This is a genomic window from Cyanobium sp. LEGE 06113, from assembly GCF_015207615.1.
In genome coordinates this window covers 187,390-209,228 of sequence record NZ_JADEWM010000004.1, presented here as the reverse complement: position 1 = coordinate 209,228, position 21,839 = coordinate 187,390, and the positions used below count along the sequence as shown (strand labels likewise).

Here is a 21,839-nt window from a genome sequence, read left to right as displayed (position 1 = left end):
GGGACTGAGCACGGTTGGGGCTCCGTAGGCGCAGGCCCCACCACGTAGGTTTGGCCATGTTTCGCGCACAGCGCTGAACCCAGCCGTGGCCAAGGAGAGGATCGCCATCACGGGCATGGGAGCCCTCTCGCCTCTGGGTGCCGGGGTAGAGAGCTGCTGGCAGGCCTACCTCGCAGGCCGATCAGGCATCAGCCTTCTGGCGGACGGGTGGGCTCAGGACTTGCCATCCCGGGTGGCGGGGATGATCCCAGACGAGCCCACGGCCCAGTTGGAGCCCCTGCTCAGGCGCCGCCTCGATCGCTGCTCCCAGTTGGCCCTGCTCGCGGCCAGGGAGGCCTGGCAGGGGGCGGGCCTCGACGCTCCTGGTGGTCTGTCCGAACGCCGGGTTGCGGTGGTGGTGGGCTGCGGCATCGGCGGTTTGGAGACCATGGGACAGCAGTACCGGATCCTGCTGGAACGGGGCCCCTCGCGGGTGAATCCGGTGACGGTGCCGATGCTGATTCCCAATGCGGGGGCAGGCCAGATCAGCATTGCCCTCGGTGCCCACGGCGGCGCCCACACTCCCGTTTCGGCCTGTGCTTCCTCCGCCGAAGCCCTGCTCTGGGCCCTGATGCTGCTGCGCGATGACCGCGCCGATGTGGTGGTGGCGGGGGGCTCGGAGGCCCCCGTGAACCAACTGGGTCTGGCCGGCTTCAGTGCCATGCGCGCCCTCTCCACCCGTAACAGCACTCCGGAACTGGCCTCCAGCCCCTATGGCCTGGATCGGGATGGCTTCGTGATCGCTGAGGGGGCCGGCATTCTGGTTCTGGAGCGCGAGGCCGATGCCAACGCCCGCGGCGCCCTCTGTGAGGCGTACCTGCTGGATGCGGGCAGCACCGCCGATGCCCATCACATGGTGTCGCCCGAACCCCATGGCACCCAGGCCCGGGCCGCCATGCAGCAGGCCCTGCAGCGCAGCGGTCTGGCCGTGGCCGATCTGAGTTTCATCCAGGCCCATGCCACGGGTACCGCCATGGGTGATCTGGCGGAAGCCAGGCGATCGGTGGGCTTCTGGGAGAAGCCAACGCGGCTCTAGCGGTGACGGCACCGAAAGGACAGTTCGGCCACATGCTCGGCGGGGCCGGCGCGGTGGAAACCATCATGGCCATCAGGTCCCTGGCCAGCGGGCAGGTTCCTGTGAGCGCCAACAGTCAGCCCCAGGATCCCGCCGTTCAGCTCCACTTAGTGCGGGGGGAACCAACCCGGCTCACGGTGCCGGTTGAGCAACGCTATGTGCTCAAAAATGCGTTTGGCTTTGGTGGGCACAACATTTCCCTGGTGCTGCAGGGGGCCTGATCAACTGGCCCGATGGTGATGGCGCTCAGCCCAGCCGGCCGCATCCTGGGAGTAGTACGCCATCACGCGGCGGGAGAAACCCTCCCGATGGTTCTCCTCAACCGGCAAGCCGAGATCCTCGGGACGACCCTGGCGACAGTGGAGCACAACCCGTGGGGCCGTGAGTCGCTGGGCCAGCAGGCGCAGTGGTCTGTAGAGCACCCCAGCCTCGATGCCCTCCAGCCCTCTGTACTCAAACCACCAGGGCACCACCGTGGCCCGATGGCGGCGGGCCAGCAGATAGGCACTGGCGGAAGCGCGCTGCAGGATCGACGTCTTCAGGGAACCGTTGGGCGCAATCATCAACTGGCCGTGGCGCTCCAGCACCTGCGACGACTTCCAGAGCGTGCTGCGTCGCTGATCGGGTTGACGATGATCCAGGAGCACATGGCCGGCATTGGTGGCGGAACGATCAAAGAACGGCAGCAACCGGTTCAGATGCAACCCGGAGGTGGTGACCGCGGGAATCTGCAGATAGCCCTGGATGGCGAACACATCAAAGGGGCTGTTGTGATTCCAGATATGGATGCGTCGGCACTGATCATCCTGCAGCAACAGGCTGTCGTCCACAATCACATCGATGCCCACGGCGCGCAGGCCGAAGCGGGCGACCGCGGTGAGCAAATGTCGGGCCAGTCGCCGCAGCCTCAGGGTGAGAGCGATCAGCTCCAAGGCATAGGCCACATACATGGCCCAGAAGCAGAACAGGCGATAGATCACCCGCAGCGGCACCACCCAGCCCAGGCTGGTGGCCTGAGCCCGCCCCAGCTGCGCTGGACTGGAGCGCGCCGAAAGGGCTACCGGCAAGGTCTCGCGGAAAGGGAATTCACCATCAAAGTTGCCGTTGATCTGGGTGGTGGTGACGAGGTGGTTGTAGAAGCGGTAAAACAAAGGCCGACTGCTGGTTTGGGGCGCGGCCCAAAACCCATCCAATGGCTGTTGATCCGTCAGGCCCGGCAGGTTATAGAACGTCTGCCCCATCACTTTGGTGGCTGCCGCATGGAAAAGAGACTGCAGCCCCACGGTGCTGTTCACGGTGACCACGCCGCGACAGGTTCGAATAAAGGCGCTGAGGGGACCATCGTGGAAGTAATGAACCCGGCCAGCGACACCTTCCCTCTCGGCCAGCAGGTGAATCAGTGATTTATAGTTGTTGTAACCACGATCGCGGGGATGGTGCTTGAAAGCCAGATGATCTGAGGGATGGGCATGGGCTGCAAATGACACGATCACCGTTTCAATGAAATCGTGCATGCCGCGGAATCCTGACCCTGTGGTGATCTGGGAGTCACTGGAGACCTGAAGAATCGCCAGGAAGAACGACAGGTTTTCGACCAACAGGTGCTTGAGCTTGCGTTCCTGCAGCCGATACATCCAGTAGCGCACGGAGCCCCGCACCTGGCACCAGAGAAAGGCTGGCGAGGGCTGCAACTTGTGCTCCCCTTCAATGATCCTGTAGCGCGTGAAGGCGTGTTGGATGAAGGTGGGTGCTTTCCAGATCTTGCGCCAGCGCCAACCAGGATCCAGGCGTGCCTGGGGCAGATGGGCCACCGCTGGCAGGGCCTCATAGAAGCTCACCGGCTGGTTGAGATTGGAGCGGCAGTTGACGCGATCACGCTCCAGAGTGACATAGTTCGGCCTGACGTAACCCAGCTCAAACACATAGGCATCAACGTTCAGGCTTTGGGCCACTTCAATGGCCAGGCGATGCGGATCAATGAAGTCGCCATACATGAACAGGTGGCGGATCCCCTTTTCCTGGATCACCTCCCGCAGGAATGCTGGCCATTCCTCCATGGAACCTGAAAACGGAATCCTGGCCTGCCGAGGAAATCCGAATTCGTGCAGCGGATAGGAAATCTTGTAGACCGGCACGCCGCAGTCGTGCAGATACCGCCAGAGGCGCGAGAAGAACAGACCGATCGGGCCCATCAGGAGCAGCACCGGGCCTTCGATCTGAATCTGAACGCTGGCCAATGCCACCCCTGCGGCCGGACGAGGCGATTCTCCCATGCTGCAGCGGCTAGGTCGGGCTGAAACCCAGTGCAGACAGGCACTGAGACAGGTGATGGATCCAGGGAGCAAGGCGTAAGATTGCCTCACCAACCTCCGGCACAAAGGATGGCGACCAGCCCGCAGCCGGCCGCTTTCCCGCTCCTGCCCAGCCCCAGTCCCGCCCCTGCAGGAGGCACCTCCGCAACCACCGCCGCCCTGGGCGGGCCGGAACCTCTGATCGGCCTTCCCGATCCCCTTGTGCTGGCCCACACCACTCTCGAGGCGCTGCTGGCTCCAGCGCAGGTTGTGGTGGGACGCCGTGCCTGCAGGCGCCTTGACCCCGACGCGTTGCTGGTGTGGGGACGGCGCCGCAGCGGGCTCTGGGGCGAACGGGAGGCCGTGCGCAGGGGCCTGCCCCTGTGGCGGGTCGAGGACGCCTTCCTGCGCTCGGTGGATCCAGGACCGGGCTCACCGCCGCTTGGCATCCTGCTGGACGATCGGGGGATCCATTACGACGCCTCCCGGCCGAGCAGGCTGGAGGGGCTGATCGCCTCGGGCCTGGATCCCGCCCAGCAGCAGCGGGCCCGGCAGCTGGCGGCGGCCTGGCGGCAGCACCGGGTCAGCAAGCTGAACGGGGCCCGGGAGTCGCCGCCCCCCGATGGCCCGTTCGTGCTTGTGGTGGATCAGGTGGCGGGCGATGTCTCCATCCGCCACGGCGCCGCCTCCGCAGCCAGCTTCCTGGCGATGCTCGAGGCCGCGCTGCAGGACTTCCCCGGGCACCAGGTCGTGCTGAAGACCCACCCCGAGGTGGTGAGCGGGCGGCGCCGGGGGCATGTCCCGGCGGCGGTCTTCCAGCACCCCAGGGTGCTGGCCTGTGCTGATGGCGGCCATCCTGCGGCCCTGCTGGAAGCCGCCAGCGCCGTGTATGTGGTGACCTCCCAGATGGGTTTCGAGGCCCTGATCTGGGGCAGGCCCGTGCACTGCTTCGGCATGCCCTTCTATGCCGGCTGGGGGCTCACCCACGACCGGCTGCCAGCCACGGATCACCCGGCCCGGGCAAGGGAAGCCCGCGCAGGAGGTGCACAGCTGGAGGATCTGGTGCATGCCTGCCTGGTGGGGTACGCCCGCTACCTCAATCCCGAAACCCGCCAGCTCACCAGTCCCGAGGCACTGATCGCCCATGTCGGACTGCAGCGGCGCCAGCGGGCCGCGGTGCCACCGGCCCTGGAGGTGTTTGGGATCGCCGGCTGGAAACGCCAGGCCGTGCGGCGCTTTCAGCGCTCCCTCAGCCCCGGACGGCTGCGCTTTCGCCCCTTCCATGCCAGGCCGACCCGGGAGGCCGGTTGGAGATCCCTGGTGTGGGGCAACCGGGTGGGGCTGGGTCTGCGGAAGGCCGGCAGCCCCCTGATCCACGCCGAAGACGGCTTTCTGCGGTCGGTGGGGCAGGGATGGTGGCTGCGCTGGGTGCCGCCGGTGTCCTGGGTGGTGGACCACTCCGGCATCTACTACGACGCCTCCTGCGCCTGCGACCTGGAGACCTTCCTGGCCCAACACCGCTTCACGGCTGCCCAGCGACAGCGGGCCGCGGCCCTGCGGCAGCGGATCGTGGCGGCGGGGGTGACGAAATACAACCTGCGCGCGCCCCTGTGGAGCCGTCCCTCAGACCTGGGGCGCAGGCAGGTGCGCCTGGTGCCCGGCCAGGTGGAGGTGGACCTCTCGATCCGCTATGGCGTGCCGGAGCAGGCCAGCGTGCGCAGCAATCTGCAGCTGCTGCAGGCGGTGCGCGCGGCCTATCCGGACGATTTCCTGATTTACAAGCCCCATCCGGATGTGGTTTCCGGGCGTCAGAAACCCGGCCCAGGGGAAGCGGAGGCTCACCGCCACTGCGATCTGGTGCTTGCCGAGGCGCCGATGGACCATCTGCTCCAGGAGGTGGACAGCGTGCACGTGCGCACCTCAATCACCGGCTTCGAAGCCCTGCTGCGGGGCATCCCGGTGGAGACCTGGGGCCTGCCCTTCTATGCCGGCTGGGGGCTCAGCCGCGACCAGCTGCAGTGCGAGCGGCGGGGCCGGGATCTGGAGCTCGATGAGCTTGTCTACGGCGCCCTGATCCACTACCCGATCTATCTGAGCCAGGCTTCAGGCGCCTTCACCACACCGGAGCGGGTCGTGGAGGAGCTGGGGCTGCTGCGCCGCGATCCCGGCACCTTCCCCACCCCCTTGCCCCGCTGGCTGGAGCTGCTGGGGCTGAATCCACCGCCGAAGCTGCACTTCCGGCTGGCCCAGATCCGAGCGCGGCTGCGTGCCTGGAGCCCCGATGGGCGCTGCTAGGTTCGGGCTCAGTGCGGACCCCGGAGTCCTGGGGATGGAACTGCCGATCCCGCGCCACGACTGGTCCGAACCGCTGATCGATCCCGCTCTCCCGCCCCTGGCCCTGATTCCGGCAAGGGGCGGGTCCAAGGGCATACCCCACAAGAACCTCCAGCCCCTGGGTGGGCTACCCCTGGTGGGTCGCACGGTTCAGTGCGCCCTCGCCGCCACGTGCATCGGCAGGGTGGTGGTCAGCACCGACGATGGGGCGATCGCTGAGGCCGCCGCCGCAGCAGGCGCCGAGCTGGTGAGCCGGCCTGCGGAGCTGGCAGGCGACGGGGCGTCGTCGGAGTCGGCCCTGGTGCACGCATTGCGCGACCTGGGCCTGCAGGGGGCCCTCCCCCCCGTGTTCGTCTTTCTGCAGTGCACCTCACCATTCACCACCGGCGAGCAGATTGACCAGGTGGTGCGGAGTCTGCAGGGGTCGGAGGCCAACCTGGCCTTTGCCGTGACGCCGTGGCACGGCTTCCTGTGGGGCCGCGATGCTGACGGCTGGGGGGTGGGCCTCAACCACGACGCCAGCCGCCCCCGCCAGAGGCGCCAGGATCTGGAGCCCTGCTTTCTCGAGACAGGCTCCATCTATGCCCTGCGTACCCAGGCCTTCCTGAGTGCCGGCAGCCGCTTCGTGCCACCTCTGCTGCCGGTACAGATCGAGGCGCTCTCCCCAGAGATTGACACCCCGGCCGATCTCGCCCTCTGCCGCCAGCTGGCCCCGCTGCTGGAGGGCGCCGTTCCCGGAGGATTGGGCGGATGAGCCGCCTGCAGGACCGACAGATCGCCGCCATCGCGAGCTTCGACTCCTTTGGCAAGACCGCCATGGCGATGTTGTCGGTGTGCCGCAAGCAGGGGGCAACGACCACCCTGTTCCTGCTGGAAATCCAGGGCCGCCGTCTGTCGCGGCGGCAGCTGATTGAAATCCAGCGGATCGACGCCAAGGTGACAATCGTGCGCCAGGACTGGCAGACCCTCCGCCAGATCCGCGCCACCCTCGCCGAGCTCGATGCCCTGGTGCTGGGCCTGGACGGCCAGCGCACCCGTGAGCTGCAGATGCTGCTGCGATCGGAGATGCCTGATGGGCGCTGGCCCCTGACGGTGAGCGCCTACCCCGGCATCCTCTTCCGCCACCAGATCGAGGGGATGATGGATCGCTCCGGTGCCGATCTGCTCTGCCTCAACTCCCCGGTGGACCTGGCGCTCTACAGCCACGCCTGCCAGGCTCTGGGAATCTCGGCCAGCAATGCCGTGGTGACGGGCCTGCCGATCCTCTGGAGCCTGCACCCAGGCCGCCGCGGCCCCGTGGAGAAGCCGAGCATCGTCTTCTTTGAGCAGCCTTCGGTGCCCGGCAATCCTCTGCAGCGCCACTACGTCTGCAACCGGCTCAACGACCTCGCCAAGCGCTGGCCAGACCACACGGTGATCTTCAAGCCGCGCACCTCCGGAGTGGAGCGCACCCTGCACAGGCGCCACGGGGAGATGGCCAGCCGCATCGAGAAGCTGATGCGCAAATCACCGAACCTGCAGATCAACTACAAGCCGAGCCTTGCCCTGCTGCGCCAGTGCGGCTGCGCCATCACCGTGTCGTCAACGGCGGCCATGGAGGCGATGGCCCTGGGCATCAGCACCCGCATCGTGGCCGACCTGGGGGTGAACGAAACGCTTGGCAACCACTACTTCGTGGCCTCGAACACGGTGCGCAGCTTCGAGGCGATCATCGCCGATCCGTTCACGCCGATCCACGACGAGGCCTGGCTCGACAGCCACGGCCGCTGTCAGGACGGCCGCGAACGCTTCATCGAGGCCATGGCCCAGCTGCTCGAACGGGGCAGGGAGGCCTCCCAGCCCAGCAGGCCCTCCAGCTCCCCGGGCCCGCCGGGCTGGGGGGCCGAGCCCTGGCAGCAGTACGCCCTCCGCCACGGCGGCCGGCGGATGCTGAGCAGCGCTGGCAACCGTTCACGCCTCAAGACCAGCCACCGCGGCAAAAATGTGATGCGCTATCTGCGCGACCTCGTGCTCGGTCTCCACTGGGTTGAGAACTTCGTCCGCGGCCGATGAGGGTGCTGCTGGTGAGCGACAGCCCGGCGACCCGCTCCGCCTGCGGGGCCCTCGCCACCGCGCTGGAGTCGGCAGGAGCGGAGGTGCTGATGGATGCGCCCCTGGGGCTGGAGGCCCTGAGCTGCAGCGATCTGCTGCTCAATCTTGACGGCGTGGGGCTGTTCATCAACCCCCTGCAGGTGCCCCCCTTCCTGCAACGGCTGCGGCAGGCTGCCGCCCTGAGGGGCCGTACGCCGGTGGCCGTGTTCAGTGGACCGTCCACGCCCCTGGTGGGCGATGACCTGGCCATGGATCTGCTGCCACGGCTCGGAGTCGACCTGCTCTGCCTGCAGGGCCCGCGTCAGCAGGAGGAGCTGGCAGACCTGGTGCGCACGTGCGGGCAATCGCCCCCGCCGACGGCCTTGCTGGGGTTGTGGGGGCTGGCGCCGAAGCTCCCTGCCGCAGCCCCAGGATCCCGGCCGCGGCGCCTGGTGTTCCTGGAGCAGGCGATGCTGCCGCCCGCCCCAGGGGCGCGTCTGCGGCTGCTGGAGGTGCTGGAGCGCCTCTGCTCCAGCTCTCCGGACTGGGAGGTGATCCTTCAGAGCGATCCCTTACAGGATGGGCTGGGCCATGCAGGGAACCATGCCGGTTCCGCCGCGGTCGAAGACAGCGAACCCAGCCTGGGCGCGTTGCTGGAGCAGCGCTCCCCCCTGGCCAACCTGCGCCTGGCCCCGCCCTCGGACTGGGCCCGAAGCCTCGATCGGGCCGGCGTCTGCGCCACGATCAGCAGTCCCCTGCTCTGGGAGGTGCTGGGCCGTGAGCTGCCGCTGCTGCTGCTGGGCGACTACGGCATCCGCTCCGACATGCAGGGGCCCCTGCTGTTCGGCTCCGGGGTGATGGGCCGGATCACCAGCTGCGAGAACCTCGAGGAGCTGCTGCATCTGCCGTCCCCCAATCCCGGCTGGCTGAGGGAGCTGGGCTGGGAGATCGGCACCGGTCCCAGTGCCCTGATCCAGTGGCTGGCGGGCGGGGCAACGCAGGCAACCGACCTGGCGGAGCAGGCATGAGCGCCGTCCTGCTGATCGCCGACTCGGACAGCCAGATGCTGTACTGCGAGGCCCTGGCCCGGGGGCACCGCGCCGCCGGCCTTGAGCTCACCATCCACCTGATCCCCCGGGACGGCACCCCGGAGGCGGTGAAGCGGCGGATGGAACAGCTGGGCACGGTGCAACAGGGCAGCTTGAGCACGCTGCTGCAGGACCCGGGTCTCAGCCGCTTCGCAGCGATCGGGGTGTTCCTCACCGGCAGCAAGATCGCCGGCTTCCGCAGCGCCTACCTCCGCTCACGTCAGCACGATCTCCAACCCAGGGCCCTGCTCTTCTGCGGGTTCAACGGCGTGGTGCTGGAGCGCTTCGAGGAGGCCGTCACCTGGCGCCTGGGCTACGACCTGATCTGTCTCAACGGCCCGCGCGACCAGGCGCGCTTCGAGCGCTTCCTGCGTCACACGCCCTTCCGGAGCCAGCGCACGGTGCTCACCGGGCTGCGGCGAGCCAGGGTGGCTGAGGTGAGGCCCCTGGCCGAACGTCCACGGCAGCTGGTGTTCGCCGAACAGGTGGCCATGCCCGCGAGCCTGGAGGAGCGGCGCCAGCTGGCCAGGCTGGTGGTGGACCTGGCCCAGCGGTTCAGCGACTGGCAGGTGGTGCTGAAGCCCCGGGTGGCGCCCCATGAGGCCACCTTCCATGAGATCGGCGAGCACATCACCACCACCCTCGAGCAGGCGTGCCGTCGTCGTCCGGCCAACCTGACGGTCTCCTACGCCCCCCTGGCCGCACTGCTGGCGGAGAGCCGCCTGTTCGCCACGCTGTCCTCCACGGCGTTGTTCGACGCCCTCGACCATGGCTGCTCAGCGCTGGTGATGGGCGACTTCGGCCTGCGCGGCGACCTGGGCAGCGACTTCTTCGGGGGCTCGGGACTGGTGCGCAGCCTGGCAGCCATCGGCGACCTCGACGCCTGGTAGGACTCCAGGGGGATTCGGCCTGGCTCCACTGGGTGGGCTACGACGAGGGCTGCAGCCCGAGCCGGCTGTTCGACGCCATCAAGCGCCACCGGCTCCAACAGGCTGGCGCCCCTGCTCAAGACCCAGTGGAACTGGAGCATCGGGGCTATGTGGTGAATTCCGCCGACATCTCCAGCAACCAGCTGCGGCGCGCAGCAGAGACGGCCATCGCGGCCCACGACTACGCCGAGGCGGGGAAGCTGCTGGAAATGGCCGCCCTGCAGCGGCCTGACAATGGCAACATCCAGCGCAGACTGAAGGCGGTGCGTTGCCCCAGTCGCCTCGGGCGGCGCTTGCTGCTGCTGGCCAGCCCCAGGTTCAGCCTGTAAGCTGGCCACTGCTATGAGGATTAAACACTGTTCTCTCGCAAAGCGGACGAGAGTACAGCAGCTGAGTTGGCCCGCTTGGATGACAAACTGGGCTGAGCAACTGGGTCAGCAGACTGGGATTCCAAAACGCTTGAATCGTCGATGCTGTTGTTAGAGGGGTAAGGCCATGCAGATCGAGCAGAATTTTACTCAGTTTGTGGTCTTCGCAGAAGACACTGTTCTGTCGGCCCTAGCCAAAATCACGGCCAATAAGTCACGGCTGATTTTTGTCGTCTCGGAAAGTGGCATCCTTCAGGGCGTGCTCAGCGACGGTGACTTTCGCCGCTGGGTGGCGGACTGCAGCCCAATCGATCTGAACGCGCCGGTGACGCGGGCCATGAATCCCCAGTGCCGCTCCGGACTGGTCGGCATGAGCCCAGCCGATCTGGCACCGCTGTTCAGCCCCCAGATCCAGTTGGTGCCACTGCTCGACAGCCACGGACGCATCACCGCCGTGGCCATTGAAGGAGCCCGTGAACTGCGACTCGCAGGTCGTGTGATCGGGGATGGCAGTGCAAGCTTCCTGATTGCGGAAATCGGCAATAACCACAATGGCTGCTTCGAGCTGGCCCTGAAGCTGATCGATGCGGCGGCCGCAGCAGGCGTGGACTGTGCCAAGTTCCAGATGCGGGAAATGAGGAATCTCTATGTCAATGCTGGCGACAGCAATGACATGGCCTCTGATCTGGGTACCCAGTACACCCTCGATCTGCTGGAGCGATTCCAGCTGAAAGACGACGAGCTCTACCGCTGCTTTGACTACACGGCCCGCAAGGGCATGATTCCCCTGTGCACACCGTGGGATGTCAGCAGCCTCGAAAAGTTGCAGCGCTGGGGTATGGAGGCCTTCAAGGTGGCCTCGGCGGACTTCACCAATCACGACCTGCTCACGGCCATCGCCGCCACGGGCAAGCCCCTGATCTGCTCCACCGGCATGGCCACGGAGCTGGAGATCAGCAGCGGCATTCGACACCTGCGCCAGCAAGGCGCCCCGTTTGCCCTGCTCCACTGCAATTCCACCTATCCCACTCCCTACAAGGATGTGAATCTGCGCTATCTCGCGCGCTTGCGCGAACTCTCCGGCGGGCCGGTGGGCTATTCGGGCCACGAACGTGGCATTGAGGTGCCCATCGCCGCAGTGGCTCTGGGAGCCACCGTGGTGGAAAAACACATCACCCTTGATCCGGGCATGGAGGGCAACGATCACAAAGTGAGCCTGCTGCCAGATGAGTTTCGTCGGATGGTGGAGGCTATTCGAGCTGTGGAAGACTCCATGGGCAGCGATGCCGAGCGCGCCATCAGCCAGGGAGAGCTGATGAACCGCGAAGTGTTGGCCAAAAGCCTGGTGGCAGCCTGCCCGATCCCCCGTGGCACGGTGATCGAGGCTTCCATGGTGCGGGTTCAGAGCCCTGGCCAAGGCCTGCAGCCCTACCGGCTCAATGATCTGCTGGGGCACACGCTCAGTAGCGACAAGAATCCCGGCGACTTCTTCTTCGAGTCTGACCTAGGGCAGGATGCCGTCCAGGCACGTCACTATCAGTTCGGCAATCGATTTGGAGTGCCTGTTCGCTATCACGATCTCGATCTATTCAGCAAGGCTAGCAATCTAGACCTGGTGGAGATTCACCTCAGCTACAAAGACCTCGAAATCCCTATTACCAAAGCCATTCCGAACCACATCCCCTTGGGCCTCGTGGTTCATGCCCCTGAATTGTTCGCTGGGGATCACACATTGGATCTTTGCAACATCGACAGCGACTACAGGCAGCATTCGATCAAGCAATTGCAACGGGTGCTGGATCTGGCGAAGGACTTGCGCGAACGCTTCAACTGTCCAGAAGACGTGTTGCTGGTGACCAACATGGGAGGGTTTTCAGCTCATCAGCACCTGCTGCCAGAAGCCAGGCAGCCGATGCTGGATGCGCTTGAGGCGAGTCTGTCAGCCCTGCGCTGTGATGGTGTGGAAATCATCCCACAGACCATGCCTCCTTTCCCCTGGCATTTCGGCGGGCAACGATTCCACAATTTGTTTGTTGACCCTGACTTTATTGAGTCGTTCTGCAAAGAGCATCACTATCGGGTTTGCCTGGATGCCTCCCACTCGAAACTGGCCTGCAACCACCTTGGCCAGTCATTTCATGGCTTTCTGGAACGGATTCTGCCGTTCACGGCCCACCTGCATCTGGCCGATGCCAGTGGCGTGGACGGGGAAGGCCTTCAAATCGACGAAGGCGAAATCGACTGGCCTTTGTTGTTTCGAATGCTACGGCACCACGCACCCGCAGCCTCGTTCATCCCCGAGATCTGGCAAGGCCACAAGAACCAGGGGGAGGGAGCCTGGATTGCACTCGAGCGTCTTGAACGTCATGACCAACCCAAGAGCTCCGCGGTGCCCTCCGGCTTGGCCGCAGCGGAACGCACGCTTGGTGCCCAAGCTTCCCTGCTGAACTGATGCCGCAACCATCCGCACTGTGGGCTGGATCTAGCGCAGCCGCTGAACCTGACATGGAGGAGCTGCTCGCGTCGATCGCGCGCGGGCTGGATGGCGCCGACCATGACACTGTGGCCCGGATTCCAGTCAACACACTTCCCAACTTCATCGTGATTGGGGCAGCCAAGTCAGCCACCACCACGCTGACCAGAGTGCTAGGCAGACATCCCGACATTTTCATGGCCAAGCCAAAGGAACCGAAGTTCTTCGGTAGACGTTATGACAAAGGCTGGAACTGGTACGCGAAGCTCTTCGAGGACGGCAGCCAGGCCAGGTTACGCGGAGAAGGCAGCACAATGTACAGCAGCACCCTGCCCAGCTTTGAGCACACAGCCGCCTTGATGCAAACCTATCTACCGGCCACCAAGATCATTTACATGACCAGACACCCTCTAGATCGTCTGGTATCGCAATGGCGTCACATCAAAGGGAAGCATCCTGCTACCAGGGAGTTTTACCAACTACTTGAAACCTCGAGGTTGCAACATTTTCTGATCGGATGCTCGCTTTACTATCAGCGCATCAGCAGTTTCAGAAGATACTTTCCTGATGAACAGATTTTGTGTCTGACCTTTGAAGATCTGCTGACATCACCCCAACATACCCTCCAGACTGTGCTTGATTTTTTAGCCATTCCAGGTGAAGCAGGGCAACTTCTCAATGATGGCACCCACTTGCCCCTGGTCAATGAAGCGGGCCAGCAGGGTCGTCGCTACGTTGACAAGCCTGAGTGGCCATGGCTAATGAAATGGCGTGTAGCCCGTCGCCTCAAAGCGGACACTAGGAAATTCCTGGGCTACATCGACAAACCAGCCGACTACTGGAAATTATGATGATGTGCTGCCCACCTGGCTGGCTGGCCTCTCTGACTTGAATCATGCAACCAGCCCTTAACCTGATTGGCACCGTTACGAAACGCCATCCCTCATGGTGGGGAAGGGCTTCAGTCGGGCAACCAAGTCAGATGATCGTTGAAAGTGATGCTTTGGTTCTCGATATTAGTCGTCACCAGCATTATTCAAAACGTTGGTGGCTCAATATGAGTCATGGCGTGGTGAACAAAGATGGGGCACTCATTGAAGCCTTGAACGACAAACGCGGTGCACGACACTTTAATTACCCCCAAGAAGACCGGCTTCGGGAGATCAGCCAAGGCCGGGGTATCGGCGCCCAACCCATGGATAAAGAATTGGTACTTTATGGTGGCACTCTATTTGATCATTTCGGTCACTTACTTCTGGATCTAACCCGAACCTATCAGTTATTACGGTTGTTTCGAGATCTTGATGCTCCTATCTGGTTTCACTATCACCGACTGCGTAAGGGGAAAACCCTTGCGAATGAGCCTTTGCTCACCCAGTGGCTGGAGTGCCTGGGCATCCGGGAGAGGGCAAGGCTTGTCCGCAGACCGATCAGAGCTAAAACACTGGTATCAAGCAGCGTGCTTTACAGGGATCGCTGCTTTGTCACCAGCGACTTTCACCACGCTTGCCTTGCTGCCTTGTGCCCCCAGCTGCGCGAAAAGCTAATCCATACTAAACACAAACAGAAGATTGCTTATCTTTCCCGCCACAAACTGAGCGCAGGAACAACCAAGTTTCCAGGAGAAGCTGATGTGGTAGACCGCATCGGGAGACTACGTCAAGTTGATGTGATTTGTCCCGAAGAGTTGAGCTTTGAGCAGAAGCTTGCCGTCTATCGCGAGTACGAGTGGGTGATCGGTTTTCCCCAAGCTTGCATGAATCTCAAGGTCTTTGTGCCGCAGACAGAAGGCCATCCTCCTGCTAGGCAGGTCATGTTCCTAGCAGGGGCGAAAACCCTCAGCACCAACTGGGTGAATATTGATGCAGCTTGCAAGTTCGAAGATTTTTATGTGGACTGCCATCCGGACATCTCCATGCGTCTCAATGCCGACGAAGGCTTTCAACGCAGCAACAATTTTAATATAAATACTGTGGTTCAGTCCATAGAAAAGCTAGCTGCCGACTAGAAGACCCTATTCAACCTATGATCTCCCATGAACATCGTTGTATTTTTATTCATATTCCACGCACCGCAGGGACCAGCATCGAATCATAGCTTGAGACTAATCCACAATTCCTTTGTAGTCCCAACGAGAAACGTCTAACGACCATCCAAGCAAAAACAATCTATTCCGAGTTCTGGAGAGACTATTTTGAATTTACGATTGTCCGCGATCCATACTGTAAATCGTTCTCATTTCTCTCCAAATTCAGTCGATATTACGGAGTGGGCACCAAGAACCATTGCATTAACTTTTGCCGGTACAAGCAGAAGTTTGGATTTCCTATCACGCTGGAGCATGACACTCGCTTTCATGCGGTTTCGGACCTACTAGCTCTCGAATCAAAGTGTACACGTGCTTACCGTCCCAATTGCGTTTACGGGAATATCCTAACTGAGGAGCTCAATGCGATCTATAAGTTCGAAGACCTCGACGCTGCCGTGGAAGACATTGCCTACAGGCTTTTGCTTCCAGTTCCTCAGCTGCAACATGCAATGGCTGCAAAGTATGGAGTAGATCCTGCTTTACGCGTTGATCGGCGCTCAGTAGAGCGCATCAACAAACTCTATGGGCTTGATTTTCATGGCTATGGCTATGCCATGACAACATAGCCTTGAGCTCAACTCCAAACCCTCACCCTCTCTCACCAGTTGCCTGACAGATTTGTCAGGGGGCTGGTGACTCTGCATTCTAGAGTCTACAGATGGTTTTGGATGCGAGTCATGCTGGTCGTGGTTTGTGGGATGCACCGATCTGGCTCAACCTTGGTAGCTCAGTTGGCCAAGGGCCTGCTGAGCGCTAGTTGTGAGCTGACCGTCAGCAGTAATGGTCTCGGCAGCTCAGTGGAGCAGATGCATGCCAGAGCCAGTGATCCTGCTCACACTTGGCTCGCAAAGGTTCATATCCCGCGGCGGGAGCTGCGCCGTGCGCTTCCCGATCAAGGTGCTCTCTACCTCTACACCTACCGCGATGTCCGGGATGCCTTGGCCTCAGCCTGGCGCAAGAATCGCTTCCTGTTTGGCAGCGAAGATCGTGGTCCAACGATTGCAGCCAAGTTCGTTCGCGAGGAGATCGAGATCGGGGCGGTATTCGAAGATCGTCATCACTGCTGGATAGGGCGTTACGAAACCATTGTTAATGACATCCCCAGCCTCGTGAATGATCTGGAAAGTTTTCTGGACTTATCCGTCTCCACTGCCCTCAAACAGGAATTGGTGGAAGAGGCTGCGCCAGATAAGCAGCGGCAGCGCTCCCAGCGGGTGAGCACAGGCGATCAATCGGTGCGGTTGGAAACATTCATCACCACCAATCACATCACCGATGGCCGCTTTGGCGCCTGGAAAGAAACCCTCTCCGTGGAGGAAGCCATCGCCTCTGAACAGGCTGCCCGCGACTGGCTGCGCCAGAAGAACTATCCCCTGTGCTTTCGCAAGGCCATGTACACCGATCCCCCCCAGGGGTGACCGTTGTCATGAGACAACTGGCTCGCTTGAGAACTGGCTTGAGGCCTCGGAGCTTCAGATGCTCTCGAGGGTAGGGATTGCCCGGTAGAACAGCATCTCCGGGTTGGCCTGAAAACTGGCCTTGACCTCAGCCGCCAGGTTCCAGGGCAGCACCAGCACCTGGCTCGGCTGCAGAGCCAGCCACTGCTCTGGCGAGAGCACCGGAATGTGGCTGCCTGGCAGAAAGCGACCGATCTTGCTGGTTGCCTTATCCGCCACCACGGGCAGGAGATCGGCACGCACGCCGGCGTAGTTCAGCAGGGTATTGCCCTTGGCCGCCGCTCCATAGCCCAGCACCGTCTCGCCCCGCTGCCGGGCCTCCAGCAGGAACCTCAGCAGGGCATGCTTGGTCGCTTCGGCTCGCTGCTGGAAACCTCGAAAGGCCTGCACAGACCAGAGTCCTGCGGCGGCCTCGGCCGCGAGCACGGTGTCGATCCTGGCCTGAGCCTGGGTTGACGGCTGTTGGTCCACGTCGCGGCGAGCCAGCCAGACCCTGAGGCTGCCGCCATGGGTGGGAAGTTTCTCCACGTCCATCAGCTGGAGGCCGGCCTGGCCTGCGATCAGCTGCAGGGTGGCCAGGCCGATGTAGCTGTAGTGCTCGTGATAGATGGTGTCGAACTGGTTGCCCAGCAGCAACTCCAGCAGATGGGGAAACTCGATTGACACATGGCCGCTGGGTTTCAGCAAGATGGCCATGCCGGCCAGAAAGTCATTGATGTCAGGCACGTGTCCCGTGTCAATCAGGTTGACGGGTGGCGTCAATCTGGTTGACCGGTAGAGAGTGGTTGTTCGGAAGCCCGCTGGAGCCTGAGATCGCAGCGGGGATCGGGATCGTGACCAGGCTGTCGCGGCGCGTCAATCAAGTTGTGGTTCCGGCGGCCATCTCAAGGCGGGTGGGCCAGTTTTCGTGTCGCCGCAATGCTTCTTTTGGGCAGAGTGGTTGCTGGCCTCGATCGTGACGGCCATGACGTCCGCGTCAATTACGTAGGTGGGTGGCTGGAGACGCTGGAAACCCTTGCGGCCGCTTGCTTCTGCCGGTAGCTCTCGCCCTTGATACCCACGATGTGGCAATGGTGCACCAGCCGGTCCACTGCCGCCACGGTCATCGATCCACTTGGAAAATCGTGTCCCACTCCCGGAACGGCTGGTTGGAGGTCACCAGCAGGGAGCGGCGCTCGTAGCGGTGGCAGATCAGCTCAAACAGCACTGAGGTTTCCAGCTCGCTGCGCCGTACGTACTGATGTCGTCGATCACCAGCAGGGCGTAGCGATCCAGCTTCTGGATTAGGGCTGGGAGCTCAAAGCTGGCCTTGGCCTTCTGCAGCAGCTGCACCAGGGCGGTGGCCGGGAAGAAGCGGCAGGCCTGGTCCTGCTCAATCATCGCCATCGTGATGGCAATGGCCAGGTGGGTCTTGCCCACGCCGCTGGGGCCAAACAGCAGCAGGTTCTCGGCCTGCAGCAGCCAGGTGTGGCTGCGGGAGAGCACCTGCAGCTCCTGCCAGTGCTTGGCCTCGATCTGCTGCTGATCAAACCCGTCGATCCCCTTCTGCCAGGGCAGGTGGGCATCCCGCAGCAGCCGTTGGCGCCGTGCCACCTGACGGTGATCCACTTCCTGCTCGCAGAGTGCATAGAGGAATTGCCCAGGGCTCCAGCCCTCGGCCTCAGCCTGCTGAGCGAGCCGCTGCCAATGGCTGCGGAAGCGGGCGAGCTTGAGCTGTTTGAGCAGCAGCGGCAGCGCCGCTTCCACAGCTGCTGAGCGGGGCACCGGGGAGGAGGTGGTCATAGGAGGCCAGCAGGTGTTGGGGAATGACGGGATCAGGCAGGGCGCTGGGGCGAGGCGGTACGCGGAATCGCTGCTGCAAGAGCGAGAGAGACAGGATTTGACGCTGCTGCGCCTGCTGTAGGAAGGCGAGCACCAGCGCAAATGAGGCCACCCGTACGGCGACATAGAGGGCCTCAACCATGAGCCGGGCTGCCGCGTCACGGTCACCGCTGGCAAGCAGGCGCTGCCAGAAGTTCCACCAGTGCTGGTCGGGGAAGAGGTGGCGCTGGTAGCGGCAATGGAGCAGGGCCCGTGGCTTGGCGCGCAGGCCATCGATCAGGTGCTCCAGATCGATGCACCAGGCCCTCGGGCCATGGCTGCCGGTGCCATAGGCACGGGGCAGCTGGCAGACCCAATCGCTGCCGAGGTAGACGATCAGCCGGTCATGGTGCAGCCGCACCGTGACCTGGCGGCCGATCAGGGTGGGCGGCACCGAGTAGATCACCTGCCGCACCTCGATCGTGCTGGTGCTGCGCACCCGAACGTTGAGCAGCTCGTAGTCCGCAAAACGGAAGGCCGCCAAAGCACCGAGATGCTCGAGTTCCTGCTCGTAGCGCCGCTGCCTGGGGGCGTGAGGGCGCTGAACACCTCGGCCAGCAGTTCGCCGTATTCGGCCGGCTCGTCGAAATTGCAGCTGCCGCGCAGCAGCAGCTTCTGCTCCAGCCGCCGTTTCACATGGCCGTGCGGTGCCTCGACGATGCCGTTCTCATGGGCCACCCCCCGGTTGTTGCGGCTGGGGCTCAGGCCGTAGTGGGCGCAAAGCGCCTGGTAGCGGGGGGTGATGTCGAGGGCATAGCTGCCGTCACGGTTGCGGCTGGCGGCCGAGAGCCGATCGGTACGCAGTTCCCGCGGCACACCACCACAGGCGGCCAGGGCGTTCTGCAGCCCCTCTGAGAGGGCCACAAAGCTCTCGCCGCCGTGGATCACCTGGCCATAGGCCCAGCCGCTCCAGGCCAGGCGGTAGTGGAACAGCAGATGGGGAAAGGGCTCTCCTCTCAAGGTGATGACGACCCGTTTGACCTTGGTGAAGTCGCAGAAGCCGATCTCTCCGGCTGATACGCCAGCGGAAACATCACCTCCGGCGTCGGGCCATGCAGCGCCTTCCACTGCTGCACCCGCCGCTGCAGGGTGCGTTTCACCGAACTCAAGTCCTGATCTGGCTTTGCTCCTGCAGGTGCTCCAGCAAGGTGGTGGGCGTCAGGGCTGGATGCCGCTCCAGCAGCGGCAGCAGCAAAGGCTCCCACACCTCAGCCAGAGGATCTGGTCGGCGCCTACTGCGGGGCTTGGCAGCTTGGGGTTGGAGGCGGCCTGAGTCGATCCGGTGAGCACTGCTCACCGAGATGCCCGCCGCTGCGGCAGCCACCTCCTGGCGGCTGCCGGCTCGTCGTTTGGACATGTACAGCGCAATCTGGTGAGCGTTGAGGGGAGCAGGCATGGCCCGGTGCCCTGCGCATGGCAACCGGATTCAGCTGATCCACTCCAGAGCGGTCAACCTGTTTGGCGCGACCCCTCAACCAGATTGTCGTCGGACAGGCACGTGAGCCAACACGTTATTGGCCACGATCAGATCGGCCCGACGCCCCTCGGAGGCCAGTTCCTCGGCCAGGCTGACGCCGAAAAAACGTTCGATCGTGGCGATGCCCTTCTGCCGCGCCGCCTCTGCGGTGGCCGCCGTGGGCTCGATCCCGAGGCAGGGGATGCCGCGCTCCTGCACGTACTGGAGAAGGTAGCCGTCGTTGCTGGCCAGCTCCACCACCAGTGTCTCAACCCCAAGACCAAGGCGCTCGCAGGCAGCTGCCACAAAGCGCTCGGCATGAGCGCACCAACTCGTTGAGGTGCTGGAGAAATAGGCGTAGTCAGGGGTGAACAGCTGCGTGGCCGCCGCGTGGGCCGGCAACTGCACAAGCCAGCAGCTGGTGCACACCGACACCTTCAGCGGATAGGTGATCTCAGGCTGCAGCAGTTGCTCGGCGGTGAGGTAGGCGTTGCTGGGGGGCTGATGGCCCAGATCGATCACCTCCTGCTCCAGCGGCGCTTGGCAGTGGCGGCAGCGGTGCTGGATCACGGGACGGGAACAAACGATTCAGAGGAGGCTCAAAGGTCGGCCAGGCGCGGAAGCTGCTGGTCGCGTGGGCTGAGATCCACCACTGGCAGAGGCCAGGCGATGCCGAGGTCTGGATCATTCCACACCACACCCACCTGATCAGCAGGCCGGTAGGGAGCGGAATGCACGTAGAGGAGCTCGCTGCCAGCCTCCAACACTTGAAAGCCGTGCAGGCAACCCTCGGGGATCAACCAGGCATTGCCCGCCTCAGCACTCAGTTCCAGGGCCAGCCACTGCCCCCGGGTGGGGGAACCCTGTCGACCGTCCAGGGCGACGTCAAACACCCTGCCCCGCAGGCAGCGGACGAGCTTGGCTTCCGGAGTCACTCCCCGCTGCACGTGCAGACCACGCAGGGCGCCGATCCGCTCCGTGCGGCTCACGTTGATCTGGTGCACAGGCCGATCCCCCCACCAGGGCGCCAGGTCTTCACGGCGGAAGGCATTCAGGAAACTGCCGCGGTCATCGAGAAACGGCGATGAAGCCAGCTCCACCAGCCCCTCGATGGCCGTGGGGTGGGCCTGGGCCAATCGCTGCGCCATGGAGAAGGTGCCGCTGCGGCGGTGACAGCCTGCCAGAGACCCTCACCCGTAGGGTGCAGGGGCCTGGGTGGTGCACATGGTGAAGTCCGGGGCAGGACGTGACTACAAGGCTCCCCGCGAGCTGCTGCTTCACACCGGTCTGGATGGCGGCCTGATGGCCGAGCTGGCCGCGGATGTCGCGGCCAACCGCCGGCAGCTGCGGCAGCACGGCATCTGGGCCCACCCGGGCGAGGCGCTGCTGCCGGCGGTGCTGCGCAACGACTGGAGCGCCTGGAACCGCCTCGAGCGAGGGCGCCTGTGGAAGCCCTGGCGGCGCCATGAACACCTGTGGGCTGTAGCCCCCGGCCTGGTGCCGTCGCTGCTTCAGGAACGCCGCTTCGGCCGCCTGCGGCAGCAGGTGGACGAACGGGGCTTCCAGCTGGCCATCGTGGTGCATCTCTTTGACGGCCGCGAACAACTGGCGCGCGACTTCGCCCGTTGTCTGATGGCCTTCCGCTGTGCAGGCTCCTATGACGCCTTCGCCGCACGCCAACTGGAGCGCCATCCCCAGCGCTACCGGCTGGATCGCCTGTTCGAACCGCTGCTGGAATGGTGCGGCGCCCGAGGGCTGCGCTTTGTCCTGCACCCGCCTGGCGGGGGTCACCGCCTGGCCAGCACCTGGACCACCCTGAGCCTGTTTGGAGGTGCCGGCTGCTCCGACCTGCCTGCATCCGGCGGTGAGTCCATGACAGCCCCGCCGCCATGGCAGGCCGGACTGCCGATCTCCCCAGATCTCTCGCCGCGCGCTGTGGCACTCGCTCAGCAATGCCTCCAGGGCCTCAATCAACCCCCCCGAGGCGAACGGCGTCAGCAGTTGCGCCGGAAGCTCAAGGCCCAGCTCGCGGGATCGAGCCTGGATGAGGCGCCGAAGACCAGCTGGGCCGACCTGTTCGACGCGCCCTCCCTCGCCGCCGAGTTCGCCGAGGCCCAGCAACGGTTTGGGCTGAGGGTCTGGGGTATGGATTGGCCGGCCCAGGGGCCGATCACGCCGGCGGCTCTCCCCCTGGCCCTCTCACGGCACCGCTTCTGCAAGCCTCCAGGCCGTGCTTCCCTCCAGGCCCTGCGTCGTCGAGAGGAGGCGGTCGATCAATCTGTCGTCGGCTGAGCCAGCCCGCTGATCAGG

At 63.7% G+C, this 21,839-nt stretch carries 21 protein-coding genes and 1 pseudogene; 13 read left to right on the top strand and 9 right to left on the bottom strand.

The window, feature by feature from the left end; all coding sequences use genetic code 11:
- The first annotated feature begins 115 nt into the window (after positions 1–115).
- Positions 116–1,335, top strand: a pseudogene (locus IQ220_RS08840) (beta-ketoacyl synthase).
- Here the strand turns inward: IQ220_RS08840 and IQ220_RS08835 are convergent.
- Positions 1,336–3,387 (bottom strand): 1-acyl-sn-glycerol-3-phosphate acyltransferase, encoded by a 2,052-nt coding sequence (locus IQ220_RS08835; RefSeq protein ID WP_228009038.1) that lies wholly within the window; start codon positions 3,385–3,387, stop codon positions 1,336–1,338.
- A 108-nt stretch (positions 3,388–3,495) separates the two neighbouring features.
- On the opposite strand from IQ220_RS08835, the gene IQ220_RS08830 reads away from it, so the two are divergent.
- The 11 genes from IQ220_RS08830 (at position 3,496) to IQ220_RS08785 (ending at position 16,174) form a co-directional block, all read left to right on the top strand.
- The gene (locus tag IQ220_RS08830) at positions 3,496–5,700 is read left to right on the top strand and encodes a capsular polysaccharide biosynthesis protein (RefSeq protein WP_193914442.1); all 2,205 of its coding nucleotides are present in this window, start codon (positions 3,496–3,498) and stop codon (positions 5,698–5,700) included.
- 34 nt (positions 5,701–5,734) lie between these two features.
- Positions 5,735–6,493 carry a cytidylyltransferase domain-containing protein gene (locus tag IQ220_RS08825; RefSeq protein WP_193914440.1) on the top strand — a complete coding sequence of 253 codons (759 nt, stop codon included), beginning with the start codon at positions 5,735–5,737 and terminating at the stop codon, positions 6,491–6,493.
- Entirely contained in the window at positions 6,490–7,791 is a 1,302-nt protein-coding gene (locus tag IQ220_RS08820) for a DUF6716 putative glycosyltransferase (protein ID WP_193914438.1), read from the top strand. The genes IQ220_RS08825 and IQ220_RS08820 overlap by 4 nt, the downstream gene beginning before the upstream one ends.
- Positions 7,788–8,837, top strand: coding sequence for a DUF6716 putative glycosyltransferase (locus IQ220_RS08815; RefSeq protein ID WP_193914436.1), 1,050 nt, complete (start codon positions 7,788–7,790; stop codon positions 8,835–8,837). Before IQ220_RS08820 ends, IQ220_RS08815 begins: the two co-directional genes overlap by 4 nt.
- Positions 8,834–9,787: a DUF6716 putative glycosyltransferase gene (locus IQ220_RS08810; protein WP_228009037.1), complete on the top strand. Its 954-nt coding sequence runs from the start codon at positions 8,834–8,836 to the stop codon at positions 9,785–9,787. The genes IQ220_RS08815 and IQ220_RS08810 overlap by 4 nt, the downstream gene beginning before the upstream one ends.
- 32 nt (positions 9,788–9,819) lie before the next feature.
- On the top strand, positions 9,820–10,155 hold the full coding sequence (locus IQ220_RS15740; RefSeq protein WP_228009036.1) for a hypothetical protein: 336 nt from the start codon (positions 9,820–9,822) through the stop codon (positions 10,153–10,155).
- A 166-nt stretch (positions 10,156–10,321) separates the two neighbouring features.
- Positions 10,322–12,646, top strand: a complete 2,325-nt coding sequence (locus IQ220_RS08805) for an N-acetylneuraminate synthase family protein (protein WP_193914434.1) — start codon at positions 10,322–10,324, stop codon at positions 12,644–12,646.
- Positions 12,647–12,699: 53 nt separating this feature from the next.
- The gene (locus tag IQ220_RS08800; RefSeq protein WP_228009035.1) at positions 12,700–13,518 is read left to right on the top strand and encodes a sulfotransferase; all 819 of its coding nucleotides are present in this window, start codon (positions 12,700–12,702) and stop codon (positions 13,516–13,518) included.
- A gap of 131 nt (positions 13,519–13,649) precedes the next feature.
- Positions 13,650–14,675, top strand: coding sequence for a glycosyltransferase 61 family protein (locus IQ220_RS08795; protein ID WP_193914430.1), 1,026 nt, complete (start codon positions 13,650–13,652; stop codon positions 14,673–14,675).
- Between the two features lie 476 nt (positions 14,676–15,151).
- Positions 15,152–15,322 carry a hypothetical protein gene (locus IQ220_RS08790; protein WP_193914428.1) on the top strand — a complete coding sequence of 57 codons (171 nt, stop codon included), beginning with the start codon at positions 15,152–15,154 and terminating at the stop codon, positions 15,320–15,322.
- Positions 15,323–15,433: 111 nt separating this feature from the next.
- Positions 15,434–16,174: a sulfotransferase domain-containing protein gene (locus IQ220_RS08785; RefSeq protein ID WP_193914425.1), complete on the top strand. Its 741-nt coding sequence runs from the start codon at positions 15,434–15,436 to the stop codon at positions 16,172–16,174.
- Between the two features lie 54 nt (positions 16,175–16,228).
- On the opposite strand, the gene IQ220_RS08780 is transcribed toward IQ220_RS08785, so the two are convergent.
- From IQ220_RS08780 to IQ220_RS08760, 8 genes are all read right to left on the bottom strand, one after another.
- Positions 16,229–16,909, bottom strand: coding sequence for a methyltransferase C-terminal domain-containing protein (locus IQ220_RS08780; protein WP_193914423.1), 681 nt, complete (start codon positions 16,907–16,909; stop codon positions 16,229–16,231).
- 284 nt (positions 16,910–17,193) lie between these two features.
- Positions 17,194–17,319, bottom strand: a complete 126-nt coding sequence (locus IQ220_RS16550; RefSeq protein WP_255510896.1) for an ATP-binding protein — start codon at positions 17,317–17,319, stop codon at positions 17,194–17,196.
- The gene (locus tag IQ220_RS16545; protein ID WP_370566395.1) at positions 17,316–17,420 is read right to left on the bottom strand and encodes an ATP-binding protein; all 105 of its coding nucleotides are present in this window, start codon (positions 17,418–17,420) and stop codon (positions 17,316–17,318) included. Before IQ220_RS16545 ends, IQ220_RS16550 begins: the two co-directional genes overlap by 4 nt.
- Complete coding sequence (locus IQ220_RS08775) at positions 17,405–17,959, bottom strand: ATP-binding protein (RefSeq protein ID WP_370566394.1); 555 nt, start codon at positions 17,957–17,959, stop codon at positions 17,405–17,407. Before IQ220_RS08775 ends, IQ220_RS16545 begins: the two co-directional genes overlap by 16 nt.
- Positions 17,874–18,557, bottom strand: a complete 684-nt coding sequence (locus IQ220_RS15735; RefSeq protein ID WP_228009034.1) for a hypothetical protein — start codon at positions 18,555–18,557, stop codon at positions 17,874–17,876. The genes IQ220_RS08775 and IQ220_RS15735 overlap by 86 nt, the downstream gene beginning before the upstream one ends.
- On the bottom strand, positions 18,476–19,033 hold the full coding sequence (locus IQ220_RS08770) for a hypothetical protein (protein WP_228009033.1): 558 nt from the start codon (positions 19,031–19,033) through the stop codon (positions 18,476–18,478). Before IQ220_RS08770 ends, IQ220_RS15735 begins: the two co-directional genes overlap by 82 nt.
- A gap of 511 nt (positions 19,034–19,544) precedes the next feature.
- The gene (locus tag IQ220_RS08765) at positions 19,545–20,099 is read right to left on the bottom strand and encodes a methyltransferase domain-containing protein (RefSeq protein ID WP_370566393.1); all 555 of its coding nucleotides are present in this window, start codon (positions 20,097–20,099) and stop codon (positions 19,545–19,547) included.
- A 29-nt stretch (positions 20,100–20,128) separates the two neighbouring features.
- On the bottom strand, positions 20,129–20,677 hold the full coding sequence (locus tag IQ220_RS08760; protein WP_186698755.1) for a dTDP-4-dehydrorhamnose 3,5-epimerase family protein: 549 nt from the start codon (positions 20,675–20,677) through the stop codon (positions 20,129–20,131).
- A 76-nt stretch (positions 20,678–20,753) separates the two neighbouring features.
- Here IQ220_RS08760 and IQ220_RS08755 point away from each other — a divergent pair, with 76 nt between their 5' ends.
- Complete coding sequence (locus IQ220_RS08755; RefSeq protein ID WP_193914419.1) at positions 20,754–21,821, top strand: hypothetical protein; 1,068 nt, start codon at positions 20,754–20,756, stop codon at positions 21,819–21,821.
- The last annotated feature ends 18 nt before the right edge of the window (positions 21,822–21,839 follow it).